Origin of the sequence: uncultured Granulicatella sp., assembly GCF_963545075.1 — a bacterium.
Taxonomy (GTDB): Bacteria; Bacillota; Bacilli; order Lactobacillales; family Aerococcaceae; genus Granulicatella.
Map to the genome: position 1 here is coordinate 20,834 of NZ_CAUUHX010000002.1, position 16,578 is coordinate 37,411.

The 16,578-nt window shown below is 32.0% G+C and carries 18 protein-coding genes; 1 reads left to right on the forward strand and 17 read right to left on the reverse strand.

The annotated features are described in order from the left end of the window. Nucleotides 1-431 precede the first annotated feature (431 nt). The 4 genes from RWZ86_RS00485 to RWZ86_RS00500 all read right to left on the reverse strand — a co-directional run bounded on the left by RWZ86_RS00485 (nucleotide 432) and on the right by RWZ86_RS00500 (nucleotide 2,489). Nucleotides 432-1,031, reverse strand: a complete 600-nt coding sequence (locus RWZ86_RS00485) for an abortive infection protein (RefSeq protein WP_314679082.1) — start codon at nucleotides 1,029-1,031, stop codon at nucleotides 432-434. A gap of 148 nt (nucleotides 1,032-1,179) precedes the next feature. Then, nucleotides 1,180-1,788, reverse strand: a complete 609-nt coding sequence (locus RWZ86_RS00490) for a hypothetical protein (RefSeq protein ID WP_314679084.1) — start codon at nucleotides 1,786-1,788, stop codon at nucleotides 1,180-1,182. An 11-nt stretch (nucleotides 1,789-1,799) separates the two neighbouring features. Beyond that, the gene (locus tag RWZ86_RS00495) at nucleotides 1,800-2,246 is read right to left on the reverse strand and encodes a hypothetical protein (RefSeq protein ID WP_314679086.1); all 447 of its coding nucleotides are present in this window, start codon (nucleotides 2,244-2,246) and stop codon (nucleotides 1,800-1,802) included. A 57-nt stretch (nucleotides 2,247-2,303) separates the two neighbouring features. Further along, nucleotides 2,304-2,489, reverse strand: coding sequence for a hypothetical protein (locus RWZ86_RS00500; RefSeq protein WP_314679088.1), 186 nt, complete (start codon nucleotides 2,487-2,489; stop codon nucleotides 2,304-2,306). Nucleotides 2,490-2,683: 194 nt separating this feature from the next. Between RWZ86_RS00500 and RWZ86_RS00505 the strand changes: the two genes are divergently transcribed. Then, nucleotides 2,684-3,199 (forward strand): hypothetical protein, encoded by a 516-nt coding sequence (locus RWZ86_RS00505; RefSeq protein ID WP_314679089.1) that lies wholly within the window; start codon nucleotides 2,684-2,686, stop codon nucleotides 3,197-3,199. Nucleotides 3,200-3,298: 99 nt separating this feature from the next. Here RWZ86_RS00505 and RWZ86_RS00510 read toward each other — a convergent pair whose 3' ends face one another. The 13 genes from RWZ86_RS00510 to dnaJ all read right to left on the reverse strand — a co-directional run bounded on the left by RWZ86_RS00510 (nucleotide 3,299) and on the right by dnaJ (nucleotide 16,543). Beyond that, entirely contained in the window at nucleotides 3,299-3,940 is a 642-nt protein-coding gene (locus tag RWZ86_RS00510; protein ID WP_314679092.1) for an SdpI family protein, read from the reverse strand. 1 nt (nucleotide 3,941) lies between these two features. After that, on the reverse strand, nucleotides 3,942-4,208 hold the full coding sequence (locus tag RWZ86_RS00515) for a metalloregulator ArsR/SmtB family transcription factor (protein ID WP_314077617.1): 267 nt from the start codon (nucleotides 4,206-4,208) through the stop codon (nucleotides 3,942-3,944). Nucleotides 4,209-4,439: 231 nt separating this feature from the next. Further along, nucleotides 4,440-5,417, reverse strand: coding sequence for an Abi family protein (locus tag RWZ86_RS00520; protein ID WP_314679096.1), 978 nt, complete (start codon nucleotides 5,415-5,417; stop codon nucleotides 4,440-4,442). 456 nt (nucleotides 5,418-5,873) lie between these two features. Next, nucleotides 5,874-7,703 carry a translation elongation factor 4 gene (gene lepA / locus RWZ86_RS00525; RefSeq protein WP_314679098.1) on the reverse strand — a complete coding sequence of 610 codons (1,830 nt, stop codon included), beginning with the start codon at nucleotides 7,701-7,703 and terminating at the stop codon, nucleotides 5,874-5,876. 18 nt (nucleotides 7,704-7,721) lie between these two features. Beyond that, the gene (gene mgtE, locus RWZ86_RS00530; protein WP_314679163.1) at nucleotides 7,722-9,053 is read right to left on the reverse strand and encodes a magnesium transporter; all 1,332 of its coding nucleotides are present in this window, start codon (nucleotides 9,051-9,053) and stop codon (nucleotides 7,722-7,724) included. Between the two features lie 418 nt (nucleotides 9,054-9,471). Then, nucleotides 9,472-10,047, reverse strand: a complete 576-nt coding sequence (locus RWZ86_RS00535) for a hypothetical protein (RefSeq protein ID WP_314679100.1) — start codon at nucleotides 10,045-10,047, stop codon at nucleotides 9,472-9,474. A gap of 156 nt (nucleotides 10,048-10,203) precedes the next feature. Beyond that, on the reverse strand, nucleotides 10,204-11,289 hold the full coding sequence (locus RWZ86_RS00540) for a HAMP domain-containing sensor histidine kinase (protein WP_314679102.1): 1,086 nt from the start codon (nucleotides 11,287-11,289) through the stop codon (nucleotides 10,204-10,206). Beyond that, the gene (locus RWZ86_RS00545) at nucleotides 11,274-11,945 is read right to left on the reverse strand and encodes a response regulator transcription factor (protein WP_314679104.1); all 672 of its coding nucleotides are present in this window, start codon (nucleotides 11,943-11,945) and stop codon (nucleotides 11,274-11,276) included. The genes RWZ86_RS00540 and RWZ86_RS00545 overlap by 16 nt, the downstream gene beginning before the upstream one ends. Nucleotides 11,946-11,979: 34 nt before the next feature. Next, nucleotides 11,980-12,705, reverse strand: a complete 726-nt coding sequence (locus tag RWZ86_RS00550; RefSeq protein ID WP_314679106.1) for a hypothetical protein — start codon at nucleotides 12,703-12,705, stop codon at nucleotides 11,980-11,982. Next, nucleotides 12,705-13,478, reverse strand: coding sequence for a hypothetical protein (locus tag RWZ86_RS00555; protein ID WP_314679108.1), 774 nt, complete (start codon nucleotides 13,476-13,478; stop codon nucleotides 12,705-12,707). The genes RWZ86_RS00550 and RWZ86_RS00555 overlap by 1 nt, the downstream gene beginning before the upstream one ends. Beyond that, the gene (locus RWZ86_RS00560) at nucleotides 13,462-14,193 is read right to left on the reverse strand and encodes an ABC transporter ATP-binding protein (protein ID WP_314679109.1); all 732 of its coding nucleotides are present in this window, start codon (nucleotides 14,191-14,193) and stop codon (nucleotides 13,462-13,464) included. Before RWZ86_RS00560 ends, RWZ86_RS00555 begins: the two co-directional genes overlap by 17 nt. A gap of 193 nt (nucleotides 14,194-14,386) precedes the next feature. After that, complete coding sequence (locus tag RWZ86_RS00565; RefSeq protein ID WP_314679111.1) at nucleotides 14,387-14,950, reverse strand: hypothetical protein; 564 nt, start codon at nucleotides 14,948-14,950, stop codon at nucleotides 14,387-14,389. Between the two features lie 420 nt (nucleotides 14,951-15,370). Then, nucleotides 15,371-16,543, reverse strand: coding sequence for a molecular chaperone DnaJ (dnaJ, locus tag RWZ86_RS00570; protein ID WP_314679112.1), 1,173 nt, complete (start codon nucleotides 16,541-16,543; stop codon nucleotides 15,371-15,373). Nucleotides 16,544-16,578: the final 35 nt, after the last annotated feature.

Sequence of the window (16,578 nt, forward strand, 5' to 3'; positions counted from 1 at the left end):
TTTTATTTAACAGTATTTACCTTTATTGCTACCAGTAGCATTAGTATGATTCATTTTGTTTCTTCTTTTCTTTCAATCTAAAATACCCATAAATTAAATATTAAAACTAAATGAAGCAGCAATCTAATAATATGATGCGACATATGTACTTTCTTAAGACTTTCCTTTCTATCCACATAAAACATGAACGAAATCAATAACAACAAACAGGAAATTGCTACTTTAATAATGATATTAGTATAAAAGAGATGAATCCCTGCAAAGAATGTTAACAATACAACTAGTAGAATTGAAGGAATAGATATTCCTAACTCATTTTTATAAGCAAAAAATGCTAACATACATAACATTAAACTGTAGACACAAAGTGTGATGTTCATAACTACTTACCTCCATTTTTTCAATAATTTTCAAGATTTGTTCTGATGTCTTCATAACAACACCTCGGTATAAGCTCTTAACTCATTTTCCATTCCTAGTTGCATAGCATAAGTTGATAAACGTAAAATATTTTTATCTTTACTTGAAAAGTAGGTTTTTATGCTTTCAGTAAACACTTGGGTATCCACTCTATCTTTGTCTTTTATAAGATCCAATATCGTACGTTCTTTATCATATACTACAATTTCTCTACCAAATGGACTAAGGGAAGTGCTTTTTCCAATTTTATAAAATTCTTTATTAACATACTTGAATAGTATATTACTTTTTACTGATTTTACACGACTGACATTATCCCCTACGGCTACTGTCATAACATAACTGAATGGCAATCTTGTAGTAAATCCATGTAAATAAGCTGCGGTTTCATGAGAAAATATTCCTTTCGGAATTCGATGTGTAAAGTATAAATATTCATCAATACTTTCTCCAGGAAGTCCATATAGTCCATTAGCAATTTTTTCCAGTTCTTCTTTAATAACCATATTTTTTAATACGTCTTTATGAATACCATACTCAATAACTTGTTTAGTAGTAATGACTCCATTGTTTTTCTTTATTTTTTCAAGTAATAATTCTTTTTTACTCATACTGACACCACCTTTTCGTGCTTAAAATATACTGTTTTTAAGAACAAAAGTCAAGAGTTAATACTAATAATTTCCTCAAAGAACTTTATAGTGCAAACAAGCCCCTAGCACTTACTAGGAGCTTATGGTTGTCATATTACTATTATTCTCATTCAAATTCAACATAATGGATTTCTGAGTTTTCGTTTCGGAATGTTTCGCCTTTTGGAATTTCTTTTGTATCTTTCTTGAAGGCTATCCATGCCATTCCTTTTTCAGATAAGAATACCATGCTTCCATCATAGTCATATTCATTATGATGCTGTAAGTCAATCAAACGAAAAGGTGTTTTGTAGCGTCCTGATTCAGTTTCAGTTGCTGAATAACTCATGAATCCAAGGTGATTTTGTTGAATAAATCCTGTGCTTGCATATCCATAGACCCAATCATATTTCTTCTCTTCTTGATTAACATGGTAAATGGTTCCACTCTTCAAATCTGTTCCTAGTGAAACATATAATTCGTGCTTATCAATCAATAATTGATTTAAATGCTCTGTTGCACTTTGATGCGTCAAGGTCACTTTCTTGTCCCCATTCTTCCTATCATATTGAACAACTTCTGAATGGTTATTGGTTGCATCATAGCGAATATAATAGAGTTTTCCATCGAAAAGAATCGGTGAAAATGTGTTTTGATCAATGACTTGCTCTTTCATCGTTGTTGGTTCCAATAGATGAAGAGTATTTGAAGAAGTATCTTTTTTACTATCCTTCACAATATTAAATACTAACTGTGCATCTTCGGTTTTGAGTCATTAAATTCTTCAAAAAATACCCAATTCTTATCGACTGCTCGAACCCATTGCTGGGAAACTGTTGCATCGCTCACTTCATGAACTAACTGATGCTGATTTGTTTTTAAATCAATTTCTAAAATTCCAACATGATCCACACTTCCGTATAATTTTCCATCCTCTGACAACACTTGCGGAATAAAGTCTGGATACTCGTCAGCATATTGAGCGACTACACTCTTGTCCTTAAACGTTTCATTAAATGAAACAGTATTAAACTGATTACTTCCCTTTCCTAATTGAAAATTAGTGGATTTACTTTGTTCCACTGTAGTAATACTTTCTTGAACCGTTGTTTCTTGTGTATTATTTTGCTGACCACAAGAAGCTAAACAAATACTTAACAATACAATACTTACGACTCTACATTTTCCTAACATAAAGATTCCCCCAATTACTGTTAAATATATGAACGTGACACAATCATTCTACCCTCCTTAACTTTTTTGATTTCTAATTCCGAAAATAACGGAGATGATGCAAAGAATAACACCTACAACAAACATAGGGATTTCAAAATTCTTAACTTCTTCAATAAAAGGAATAACATACATACTTAATTCAATACAGATGACACCTACTAAAATGGAAATTCCCAATAATATCTTTTGCTCTTTTCTCATCATTATCTCCTACTCTCAAAATGTTATCGTTTTCAAAGATAGTATACTACTTATTTCAATAAGAAAAAAGACTTTTCTCCGTAGCATTGAAGAATAATGCCTAAAAACTTAAAGAAGCAGTTGTCAAAACAATAAACAGATTTATTTTTCTCTGATATAATGAAGTTATAAAACTTTAGTAAAGGATGATATTTATGAATATACCATTCGCCTCTTCTGATTTAAAACATAATTATACGCTTCCGAAAAATCATATTGCCTATTTCATACATCTGTTTGTAAGCTCTATACCAGAGTCAATTATTGTTTCCGAATCACATTCTATATTGAATCACGACCCACAATTATTATTGAAAATGATTCTATTTGCCTATCATCGTGATACGTTTAGTGGGAAAGAAATTGTAATATTAAACGAAGATAATTTACCAATGATGTGTCTTTCTCAACAAACAGATATCTCTTATGAGGAGTTCAATGCTTTTAGAAAAAATGAATATTATTCTGACCTAATTAAACAAGTTTTTATCCTTTTGAACTTATTACTTCAAGAGCATCCAAACTTACAAGATGAAGAAATTCCAGAATTACTCAAATGGAATCATGCGATTGAAAATTATGATAAAGCTTTGTATGAAAAAATGAGTCAAGACTATGATCAAATCATTCAAAAACAAGTAGATATTGCAATAGAAAAAGAACAAGTCTAGCATTACATTTTTCATGGATATTCAAAATAAAATGACTTTTCCCTATAGCACAAACTGACCAAAGTCTAAATGCTAGAACAGAGAAAAGTCATTCATCATTTATTTGCTAGTTTTATATGAATACACTGCAGTAATGCCGATTGTTAGCACTAAAACGATACTCACAAGAATCATTACTAATTGATTCAATACAAATAACGAAATTACAATAAAGATTACACCAGAAATCGTACTCGCAAATCCGAAGAATCGTTGTGTTTTACGAAATGCTTCATCATTGTTCATAATCCATGGCACACGGAAACCAAAGTGCTTATTCGTTTCTTTAATTTTAGGACTAACATTTCCAATGAATATCATAAACACTCCAATTAGAAATGCCATCAAACGTCCCATTTGGGATACCATACTATACCCCGTTAAAATTAAGAAAAATTGGAAAAAGGCGATAGCGTTAAACAATAGTAATGTAACTCTAAAAATATAACGGCTAATTTCCTTGTTTTGACTTCCGACCAATCCTTTACAATCAATCCATTTGATCAAGCCAGATAATAATAAAATGAAGATTGGTAAGATTAAAATCGTCCAACGGGAAGCTGTTGCAACAACATTTCCTTCTAAGTCAAAACGAGATACGATAGTCTCAGGTGCATACCAAACAACGCATAAAGCAAGTGAAATAGGTAAAAACGTCAAAATGACATCTAATAAATAAATCTTTCTTTGTTCTACTAACATATTAATTTCCTCCAATAATTGAATTCATCCAAACAATTGCCTCTTCTAAAACGGTTAAATTTAATTCATAATATATGAAGTTTTTTTCCTTTGTTTCATAAATTAAATCCGCCTGTTTTAACTTCTTTAAATGATACGACAATGCTTGCGGTGTGATTTGTAAGCTATTTGCTAAGTCTCCAGTATTCGTTCGCCCCTGTCGTAAAATTTCTAAAATCTTGCGACGGTTTTCATCCGATAATGCAGACAAAATATCATTAACTGACATATACTCATCTCTTTCTATTTAAAATTTTCTTTAAATAGATAATACTCCTACTGTAACTAAAATGCAAGAGTTATTTAAAAATATTTTTAAATAGATGTTCTATTTTTAGGCAATAAAAAAACACCGGTGTTTTAAGTCCGGTGTTTTAGATAAGTTCCGAAAAACTTTATCGCTATTAGTGTATTTATATTAACAAAAAAAAACTTTATTTACAAGTAAAACTATTAATCTTTACAAATTATTTAACAATTGATTAATTTTCGACAAACTATCAACTCCAAGAATTAAATGAACATTATGAGGATCTTTAATCGATTGAGAATAATCTTTAATTATTTTTTTATAACGACTAATAAAATTCTTTATTTCTTTTTTTGAAAATCTAAGTATTTTCAGATAGTACGCAATGAGTATAATATAATCAGTAATTGTAGTAAAATTAATATTCTTCACCTTAGTATGTTTTTCTAGATGTGTAATTACCATATTTTTAATTTTAAAAGTATTAAAACGACAATCAAAAACAACATTATTATGAGCAATTGCGTTACGCAAATCTTTTAAAATAAAGATATGCTTTGATAGCAATTCCACTTTTGTATCCAAACTAGTATCCGAACAGCCTATATCTTGTTGAATTTTTAATCTAGTATTATTATTCAATCTCTCAATTATACTCCCTAAATCCCCCATTGTCGTATGTTCAAAAATAGCCCAAATGGGTATTGGTTTATTTTGATGTACATAATGTTGAATAATAGAACTTTTAGTATAATTATTTGCTATCGTACCTTCTAAATTACGACGAAGATTTAAAAATTTTGCCATTTCCTTCTTATATTCTACAGAATTTTTAGAAAAATCATCAAAATGATTAAGTTTCTCTTTAAATATTGAATCCATATCTATTGCTGAATCTGTAACCAAAACTTCAAGGATATAATTAGAAATGGCGGTTTCAATTTTCATTACTTCTGAGTATAATAACGACTTTAAGGCATTATCAAAATTATAGGTTCCCCTAATTTCATCAAATGTAGTAAAACTTAACGGATTATTCTTTTTATGAACAAATTTATAAGCTTTATATCCATGAAAATAACCAATATTTCTTAGAGTTCTTTTATGCTTACTACCATTTATTAAAACGTTATGATTATTTCTAATATGTCTCATCAAGCCATCAATACTTTTCCCTTTTTCTCCCATACTTCCTCCTTCCTACCTTTCTCTATCCAGAAAAGCTTTAAATCAAAACCTTATTTATTTCATTATAACATAACAATTTCATACTATTCACTAGAAAGTGTTTTTTTACTATTATTAATTTTTCAAATAATCAATCTTGTTAGAATATAATACAAATGACTTTTTACCATAGTTTTAGCAATGAAATTCGCTTTAGCGAAGCTGATAACGTAATTTCATTAATGAATGAAAACACAAAAAACTTTCCACTGTAGCACGAGTAAAAGAAGTCATCTATACGCCAATTCATAAAAGAATGGCAAAACACAAATAACTTTTTACCGTAGTATCAGTAATATAAGCCTTTCAGGCTTATATTACAGGAAAACTTGAGACCTTAGGCTCAAGTTTTAGCAATGAGATTCGCTCTAGCGAAGCTGCTTGCGTCCATACTACAGTAAAAAGTCATTTAAAAAACTACTTCTCTTCTTCGTTAAGGTTAAGCACCGACATGAATGCTTCTTGTGGTACTTCAACAGATCCCACTTGTTTCATACGTTTCTTACCTTCTTTTTGTTTCTCTAATAACTTACGTTTACGAGAAACGTCACCACCATAACATTTCGCCAATACGTTTTTACGTAATGCTTTAATATTTGTACGAGATAAAATTTTGTTTCCAATTGCTGCTTGAATTGGCACTTCAAATTGTTGACGAGGAATTAATGTTCTTAATTTCTCAGTAATAGCTTTACCACGATTATAAGCAAAATCTTTATGAACGATAATACTTAAGGCATCGACTACTTCACCATTTAACATAATATCCATCTTCACTAGTTTACTTTCACGATAGCCGATTAAATCATAATCTAATGATGCATATCCTTTAGTACTTGATTTCAATGAATCAAAGAAATCAAAAATAATTTCAGATAAAGGCATTTCGTAAATCACATTGACACGATATTCATCTAAGTAATCCATTGTGACAAAAGTACCACGTTTACGTTGGCAAATATCCATTACACTTCCAACATACTCATTCGGTACCATAATTGAGGCTTTTACATAAGGTTCTTGAATGGATTGAACGCTAGACTGATCTGGCATTTCAGCAGGGTTAGAAACTACTACTTCTGTTCCATCTGTCTTTTGAACATGGTAAATTACCGATGGAGCTGTTGTAATTAAATCTAAATCAAATTCACGTTCTAAACGTTCTTGAATAACATCCATATGAAGCAATCCTAAAAATCCACAACGGAAACCAAAGCCTAATGCTTGAGAAGTTTCTGCTTCGAATTGCAACGCAGCATCATTTAATTGTAATTTTTCTAATGCATCACGTAAATCATTATATTTAGAAGAATCAATTGGATATAAACCGCAGTATACCATTGGATTCATTTTACGGTAACCTGATAAAGGTTCACTTGCTGGATTGTTCGCTAATGTAACAGTATCCCCTACACGAGTATCCTGGATTGTTTTAATAGAAGCAGTAATATACCCTACATCTCCAACCATTAAGTAATCACGACTAATTGGTTTAGGAGAGAAAATACCAACATCAACTACATCAAATGTTTTTCCATTACTCATTAATTGAATCTTATCACCAGGTTTTACAATTCCGTTTTGAATACGAACATTCAAGACTACTCCACGGTAAGCATCATAAACTGAGTCGAAAATCAACGCTTGTAAAGGAGCTTCTAAGTCTCCAGTAGGTGCTGGAATCTTATGAACGATTTGTTCTAAAATTTCTGGAATACCAATTCCTACTTTAGCACTTGCTAGAACCGCTTCACTAGCATCAATTCCAATAACGTCTTCAATTTCTGTACGAACACGTTCAGGATCAGCAGCAGGTAAGTCAATTTTATTAATAACTGGAACAATTTCTAAGTCATTATCAATTGCTAAATACACATTCGCTAATGTTTGAGCTTCAATCCCTTGAGCAGCATCTACTACAAGAATTGCTCCTTCACAGGCTGCCAAGCTACGGCTCACTTCATACGTAAAGTCCACGTGCCCTGGAGTGTCAATTAAGTGGAAAATGTACTCTGTTCCATCATTGGCATCATACGTTAATTCCACCGCATTTAATTTAATTGTAATTCCACGTTCACGTTCTAAGTCCATAGAGTCTAATAATTGGTCTTGCATTTCACGGTCTGCTACAGTATCTGTTGCTTGTAAAATACGGTCTGCTAAAGTTGACTTTCCATGGTCAATATGCGCAATAATCGAGAAGTTTCTGATGCGCTCTTGTCGTTTTCTCATTTCTTCTAAATTCATTCATAATCTCCTTCATATCTAAATTAATAACGGTAAAAAGACTTGTGCAATTCCTAGGAAAAAGAAAAATCCTAGAACGTCTGTTGCCGTTGTTACAAAGATGGTCGATGAAATGGCTGGGTCTAATTTCATAGCTTTTAATACTAAAGGTACAAAGAATCCAAAAATTGCTCCCACCATTAAATTCATAGCCATCGCTAAAACTACAATAATCGATAAATAAAAGTTTTGATAAGGAATATATAGCGCAATCGCAGCTACAACTCCGGTAATAAGTCCATTCATACAGCCTAAAACAATTTCATTCCAAACATACTTTTTATCTTTTTCCAATGATAATTGTCCTAATGCAATTTCTTGAATTGCTAGTGCTAGAGTTTGAGAAGCTGAGTTTCCTCCCATCCCCGTAATAATCGGCATGGCAACCGCAAGAACAACGACTTGTTCGATGGTTGATTGAAACATCCCAACAACAGCTGAAGCCATAAAGGCTGTAATTAAATTAATTAATAACCAAGGAGTCCGTTTCTTAATGGATTCCATAAATGGACCACCAATTCTTTCAGACCCTTCAACCCCACTAATTAAAAGCATATCTTCATGATGCTCTTCTTGAAGAACGTGGACGATATCATCAATTGTAATAATCCCAATTAAAAGGCCCTTTGTACTAACTACGGGTACAACTGATAAGTCATATTTTGAAGATAGACGAGCTACTTCTTCTTGGTCTTCTTCAGGAACTACAGAAATAATATTTGTATGCATTAAATCATGTAAACTGACATCTAATTCATTTGTAAATAAGTCACGAATATCAATCCAACCAATTAATTGATTTTGGAATGTTGTCACAAAAATTGTATGAATGACTTCTGTATTTGGAGAAATTTCTCTTAACTTCGTCAATGTTTCTTCAACGGTTAAATGTTCCTTCACGGAAATAAATTCTGTCGTCATAATCCCTCCGGCAGAATCTTGAGGATATTTTAACATCGTTTGAATTTCATCTTGAGAAGAACCCTTCATCATATTCAAATATTTTTTACGAATTCCAATTGGCAGATTTCCTAAAATATCCACGACATCGTCATTGGACATTTGTTGGAATAATAATCCTACACGGCGGAATGGTAATTTTTCTAACATTCGAATTTGAAGTTCGGGATCACTTACTTCCAAAATGGAAGCTAATCGTGTATTGGAAATGGTATACATGAAGTTTTTAAGCACTTCATCGGTTACTTCTTCCAATCCTAGAGCAATATCGATTGGATAATTCTGGTTGAATAATTCCCTAATTCTTTTGACATCTTTAGATTCCACCATTTGTTCAATAATTTTGGACATATCCATCGTTTATCACTCCATTCTGTAAACATACTATTGATAGTATACCATATTATATCGATATAAAAAAAGAGATACCCTCAAGATATCTCTGTTGTTTGATAGATTATTTCGCATGAAAAAAACAAAGAAGAACAAGAAGACTCCCTATAATAGTATGCTTAGGCATGAGAGCCACATTCACGAGCATACAGTCGTTCTTTACTACTATGACAGAAAGTCATGCGACTTTATATACGGGCTCTCATTAGGTCACGTAAATCAAGAAGACTTCCCATAGTAGTATGAGTAAGATAAGCCTGTTTGGCTTATCTTACAGGAAACTTTGAGACCTAAGGCTCAAAGTTTAGTAATGAGACAGCGAATGCTGTCTGCTTACGTCCTAATACTACTATAACAGGAAGTCATTCGAAATATATTAAAGTTCTGTTGGATCAAAAGTATAAACTACGTTATTCAAATTCCCATATTCTTTATTAGAATCATACTTCACAGATTCAATATGAAATCCATTATCAACTGATGTAAAACGATAACACCCATGTTTCATCGGAAATCTATTTGGGAAAGATTTAGCTTCCATAAATGAGGTTGCAAAACTACCGCTACTATTTTTGTCTAAAATACCAATATGAGCATAAGGTTTTTCATCAACATAAACCGTAAAGTGAAGAGCTACTTTATTAAAATCGTCATTTGGAGAAAAAAGAGTATACGGTTCACGAATTGTTATCGTCTTATCCACTAATTGTTCCTTTTCTTCTTTAGGATAGTGAGTTAAAAATACATTCTTAGCTTCTTCTAAATAATCTGCATCAACTTCTTTTAAACGTTCAAACAATAATTCATCACTCTCATCATTTTCAGAATCCACCGTTAGATTAACGTAAGGATTTATAGAATATTTTATTTCTTTTGAACAACTTGATAACAGGGCAACGGAACAGACAAGTAATGCCAATAAAATAAATTTTACATTTTTACACCATTTCATTGTTAACTCCCCCTAATCATTCTCTTGATAAGTAATTCTTAAAACAAATTTTGAAAACGCTACCCTCCTTCTAATTATAATTATATGGAAATTTTAGGGAAATACAACATGTTTGTGAAAAAAATAATTTTAAATTAACCTCAATAATTTACCTTACTACTTTTTACTCAATCCTGTATGAATACTAATCGTTACTTTCACTCCATCATCTTCATTTTTAATTTCTAATATTCCATGATGTAATTCTGACACCCTTTTAACAAAAGCTAGTCCTATTCCAAAATGTGCATCATTCAGATTGCGATTTTTATCATTTCGGTAAAATAATGAATCTGCATGTTGTAATGTTTCTTCAGTTAAATGTGCACCATTATTCCAAACGCTTATCAGTAATTGCTGATGAGTGTATTGTAAATACACTTTGATTGATTTTTTATCTGCCTGACTATATTCCAGTGCATTTTGCATCATATTCATTACTGCTCTTAATACATAATTCAAATGAAGATATACTGTAGTATTTTTATCTATCTGTTCATCATATTGGAATGTAACAATACTTTTGTCTTTTAGCAAATAATGGATTTCTTGATCAATAGATTCAATCACATCTTCTAAGGAATACTCTTTCCATTCATTTTCATTCTCATAGTAAGTTTTCGAATACAAGAGTAATCGATTTATATATTCAATTATACGATTGCTTGCTATATGAATATCTTGAATATAGGGAAGATATTTTCCTTCAATAGCTGATTGAGATAAGAGTTCAGAATTTCCTTGAATGACTGTTAATGGTGTTTTTAAATCGTGGGAAGCTGCTGACACTTTAAAAGCTAATGCTTCCTTTTGTTTGCGTTCATTTTCAAGCATTCCTTCAATTTGATGTTGCATTTGATTAATCTTTTGATTTGTCTCAAGAAATTCTCTAATTGTTAATGATTCTGTTAAATCTGTAGATTCTAGCCACATGGATTGATGGTAAACGATGTTCATCTCTTTATGAATTTTTAATAGTAATTGTCGTATATTCAAACTAACAATCACTAATAAAGCAATACAGATATAAATCCAAGAAAAAATATTCAAAAATACAGGATAAGCTGTTTCTTCACCTGGCACTTTAATAGAAATAGACAATAATGGAAGCAGGTATAACACTAAAATAGCAATCAAAAACTCCACTATAATTTTAAGACAAGTCTTTTGAACAAGTTGTTTAAAGCTTATTTTATTTTCCATTTATACCCGCCTCCTCTCATTGTTTCTATCGGATTTAAATGATACGGTTTGAATTTTGAACGTATTTGATACATATATTCAGAAATAGAACGAAATTGAGTATTAGAACTGTTAGGATATACTACTTGATAGATTTCTTCAATTGTAAATATTCTGGATGTTTGACTAGCTAATAACTGTATTATCATAAATTCACGGTTAGTTAGTTTGATTTCATTTTCCTCAACAAAAATTGTTTTTAAATTCATATCAATTGAAATCGAACCAAATTCTAATCGTTTGACCGTTTGTCTATTTCGTTCTTCACGTCTAAGATGCATTTTAATTCTTGCTAAAAACTCATTTACTGAGAAGGGTTTAGTAATATAGTCATCTGCTCCCGCTAATAATCCATTAATTAAATCTTCCTCCATATCTTTAGCTGTGATAAAAATAATTGGAGCTTTAATCTGTTCTCTAATTTCATTACAAATCGTTATTCCATCTAGTGGCATCATAATATCTAGTAATATTAAATCAAAGTCAACAAAGTCACAGATATTTACATCTTCAATACCATTCCTAGTAGTAACATCATAATCATTTAACAATAATATATTTTTGATTAATCTTAGTACACTTTCGTCATCATCAATTACTAGTATTTTATACGACATACCCCAACACTCCTATCTTAGACTAATTTTGCTTTCATTTTACACTCTTTCGATGCAAATGGTAATAGGCTAATCCGATAAAAACAATTGTCCATAATGATTGAATGAAAATCCCTTCTGTAACGTTTGGATAAATAGAAATTGGTTCAATTGAAAAACTATTCATAGTAGCTAATACAGGGAGTACATTCATCCTAGAAGAATATTGTAATAATAGCTGCCCTAGTCCTAACAACATGGATAATACAATTGTTAAAGAAGATACCATCGATTCCATGAGTATTGTTAGGCATAATGTAATCATACTAATTTGAATCGTTGCTAACATAGGTGGAATAAGTTTCAACAATAGCTGACGAACAAATTCAAGATTCAATTGAAATTTAAAATAGAATGCTACTAAACCAATCCCTATTCCAATAGCTATACATAAACAACATAAAATAAAGAACAAAGTTACAACTGACTTCATACAAAAGAATTTCAAACGATTAGGATTTGCTAATAAACTAGTTCTTAACGTACTTTTTAGAAACTCTCTTCCCCAAAAAAACGCAGAAAAAACTGCAAAAATCGTTTGAACTAAATAAATACTTTGTAAAAACTGTGTCAGTATAAAATCTCCATTAATTATTGAAGCAGATGGATTTAATGCCAGTAACATTGTTAATAGAAATAAAATAGAAAATACTAAAGTAAGTAATAATCCTTTATGATAGATCATTTTGAAAAATTCACTTTTTATCCGATTTCGTAGCATTAATATTTCCCTCCTACATCACTTTTTTCAAATTGAAAATATACTATTACTCCAAAAATGAACACCCAAATACATAATAAAGTGAGAGTCAAAATTGGATGAGTTGAAAATCTAGTATCCGATGATGCAATTAAATGATTTCCAAGTGCAACTGGAAGAATCTTTCCCCATTGAAAATGAGTAGAGAGAAACTCCCCAACATTATAAACTTGAGGAATTAAAAATAATAAGGGAACAATGGCAGTGCGAAACAAAAAAGCTATAAAGTAAGATAAAACCGTAAGACTTGTCCATGCTAGTGTCGCAAATAAAATAAAGTACCAAACTTTTAAACTTAATAAAACACTTAGTCCTAAATTCCCTAATGTAACATGAGTCACTTCAATCGTGACTATAATCGATAGAAATGAAAGGACAAGTGATAAAAGTGTTAATGTCATCAATTTAAAAAAGTATAAACTCTTCTTATCACTATTGGCTAGTAAAGTTGTTCGCAATTGATGGTTTTTAAACTCACTTCCACCATAAACAGCTCCCAAAATAATCATCGGCATCAGCCCTAGCATAATTGCATCAAATCCTAAATATTCAATTGGAGGTATTGCTTCTGCTAATATAGGTGTATTCTCGGGAGTTGCTTGTAAACCAAACTCTAAGACAGCCTTTGTTCCGAGATAAGCGAAAAATGGTTGAACAATAAAGATTAATAACAAAACAATCTTGAAAAGTTTTGAATAGCTAATCTTTAATAATTCACTATAAAATAACTTCATCTTCTTTTCCTCCTTCTTGAATCAAGTTGAAAAAGACTTCTTCTAAAGTTGCAGCATTCTTCATGATGTTTTTTAATTCACCATTCGCAATAATTTTCCCTTTATGAATGAACACTACATCATCTGTCACTGCTTCAACTTCTGACAATATATGTGAGGATAATAAGATCGTCTTTCCTGCTTCAGATTGTTCCTTTAAAAAATTTCTTAGCCAACGAATACCGCTAGGATCTAACCCATTTGTTGGTTCATCCAATATTAAAAATTGTGGATTTCCAAGTAATGCTGTAGCAAGACTAACCCTTTGTGTTTCACCAAGAGATAAATGTCCAATGGATTCATTCTTTTTGTGGGCAATATCCGTTATTGTTAGTACTTCGCTAATTCTACTTTTCTCAATTCCATTGCTGGCAGCTACGATTCTTAAATGTTGATAAACCGTTCGATCACTTGGTGAACCTAATCCATCAAAAGTTGCTCCGACAACAAATAATGGTTGTCGGATATCCTTATAGTTTTTCCCTGCAATGGTTGCTCTACCAGAAGTGGCTTGATCTAATCCTAATAATATTCGTAAGGTAGAACTTTTTCCTGCTCCATTCGGACCTAAAAATGCAGTAACTCTCCCTTCTTTTGCCACAAAATTGATATCGTCCAATATAGACGTATTTCCATATACTTTACATAAATTCTTAATTTCAATACTATTTTCCATAAAATCACTCCTCGTACTCTTTATAAATGTATTGTAGAGTAACAACTTCAGAATAATTTCAGAAAATCAATGAAAAAGAAAATTTATGCAAAAAAAAGAAGACTTCCTATAGTAGCATGCTTAGGCATGAGACTCGTTCCACGAGGCTGCTGCCGTCCAAATACTACTATGTTAGGAAGTCATTCGTAAACTATTACAATTCTGTTGGATCAAAAGTATAAACAACATGATTCAAATTCCCATATTCCTTTGTAGAATCATACTTCACAGATTCAATATACATTCCATTATCAATCGCTGTAAAACGATAACATCCATGTTTCATCGGAAATCTCTCAGGTAGATATTTCGCTTGCATAAATGAGGTAGCAAACTTATCTTTATCAACTTTTCTTAAACCAATATAAGCATACGGTTCATCATCTACATAAACCGTAAAGTGATAAGAAGCGATCTCATTATTATTAAAAAGAGTATACGGTTCACGAATTGTTATCGCCTTATCCACTAATTGTTCCTTTTCTTCTTTTGGATAGTCTACTAAAAATACTTGCTTAGCTCTTTCTAGATAAGTTGAATCTATTTCACCTTCTCGTTCAAATAACAATTCATCGCTCTCATCATTTTCAGAGTCAACTGTTAGGTTCGTATAAGGATTTATAGAATATTTTCTTTCTTTTGAACAACTTGATAACAGAGCAACAGAACAGACAAGTAATGCTAATAAAATAAATTTTAAATTTTTACACCATTTCATTGTTAACTCCCCCTAATCATCTTCTTGTTTCATAATTCTTAAAATAAAATTTGAAAACGCTACACACCTTCTAATTGTAATTATATGGATTATTTAGAGAAATACAATAACTTTGTGAAAAAGTTATCCAAAAAAATAAAAAAAGACTCCCTATAGTAGTATACTCAAACATAAGACTCGTTCCACAATGCTGCTGCCATCCAAATACTACTATAACAGGAAGTCATTCACATCATATACGGACTCACATCAGGTCACGTAAAAAAAGAAGACTTCCTATAGTAGTATGAGTAATATAAGCCAAAAAGGCTTATATTACAGGAAACTTTGAGACCTTAGGCTCAAAGTTTAGGCATGAGACCGTAGGTCTGCTGCCGTCCTAATACTACAATGACAGGAAGTCATTCGAATATTTTGTAATTATTTAAAACTGTCCTTAAATGCATCCTTCATTTTATCGAAGAAATTGCCTTCACTCTCAACATGAGTACCCGCTTCTTTAGCGAAAATCTGCATCGCCTCACGTTGTTTATCCGTTAAATGCTTAGGAGTTACAACACGTACTGTAACATGTTGATCACCCATTCCGCCACCACGAAGTCTAGGCGCACCTTTTCCTCTTAAACGAAGAACCGTACCAGATTGAGTTCCCGCAGGAACTTTTAATTTCACTTTGCCGTGAACCGTTGGAACATCTACTTCATCTCCTAATGCAGCTTGAGCAAAGTTGATTGGAAGTTCATAGAAAATATCTGCTCCTTCACGTTCAAATGTATCGCTCTTACCAACACGGAAAATCACATATAAGTCACCATAAGGGCCGCCATTTACTCCAGCTTCCCCTTGTCCACGTAATGGCATTTGGTTTCCATTTTCAACACCGGCAGGGACTTTCACTTTCACTTTATGCGTTTCTTCTACATGTTTGTGACCATGACAAGTTTCACATTTTTCTTTGATTTCTTGACCAGTACCACCACAGACATCACATGTTGTTTGAGACATCATTCTACCAAATGGTGTGGCTCTTTCAACATTGATTACACCTGCGCCATGACATTTAGAACAGGTTACAGGCTCTGTACCAGGTTTTGCACCAGAACCATGGCAAGTTTCACATTCTGCATTACGATGGTAATGAATCACTTCTTCTTTACCAAAAATCGCTTCTTCAAATGTTAAGTCCATGACATATTGTAAATCTGCCCCTTGGCGTGGCATATTGGCACGATTTCCACGACGAGCTCCGCCGCCACCAAAGAAAGAATCGAAAATATCTTCGAATCCACCTGTATAACTTCCAGAGAATCCTTGTCCTCCAAAGCCACCAAAGCCACCAAAACCGCCACCAGAAAATCCTGAGTTTGGATCGTATGAAGCATGACCATACTGATCATACGCCGCACGTTTTTGACTATCGCTTAAAATTTCATAAGCTTCTGCTATTTCTTTAAATTTTTCTTCTGCTCCAGCTTCTTTATTAATATCTGGATGGTATTGTTTGGATAATTTACGATAAGCTCGTTTAATATCTGCATCGGAGGCATCTTTGGAGACTCCGAGTACTTCATATAAATCACGTTTTGCCACCATTATCCCTCCTTATCATATCATTCTACAAAAGAGCG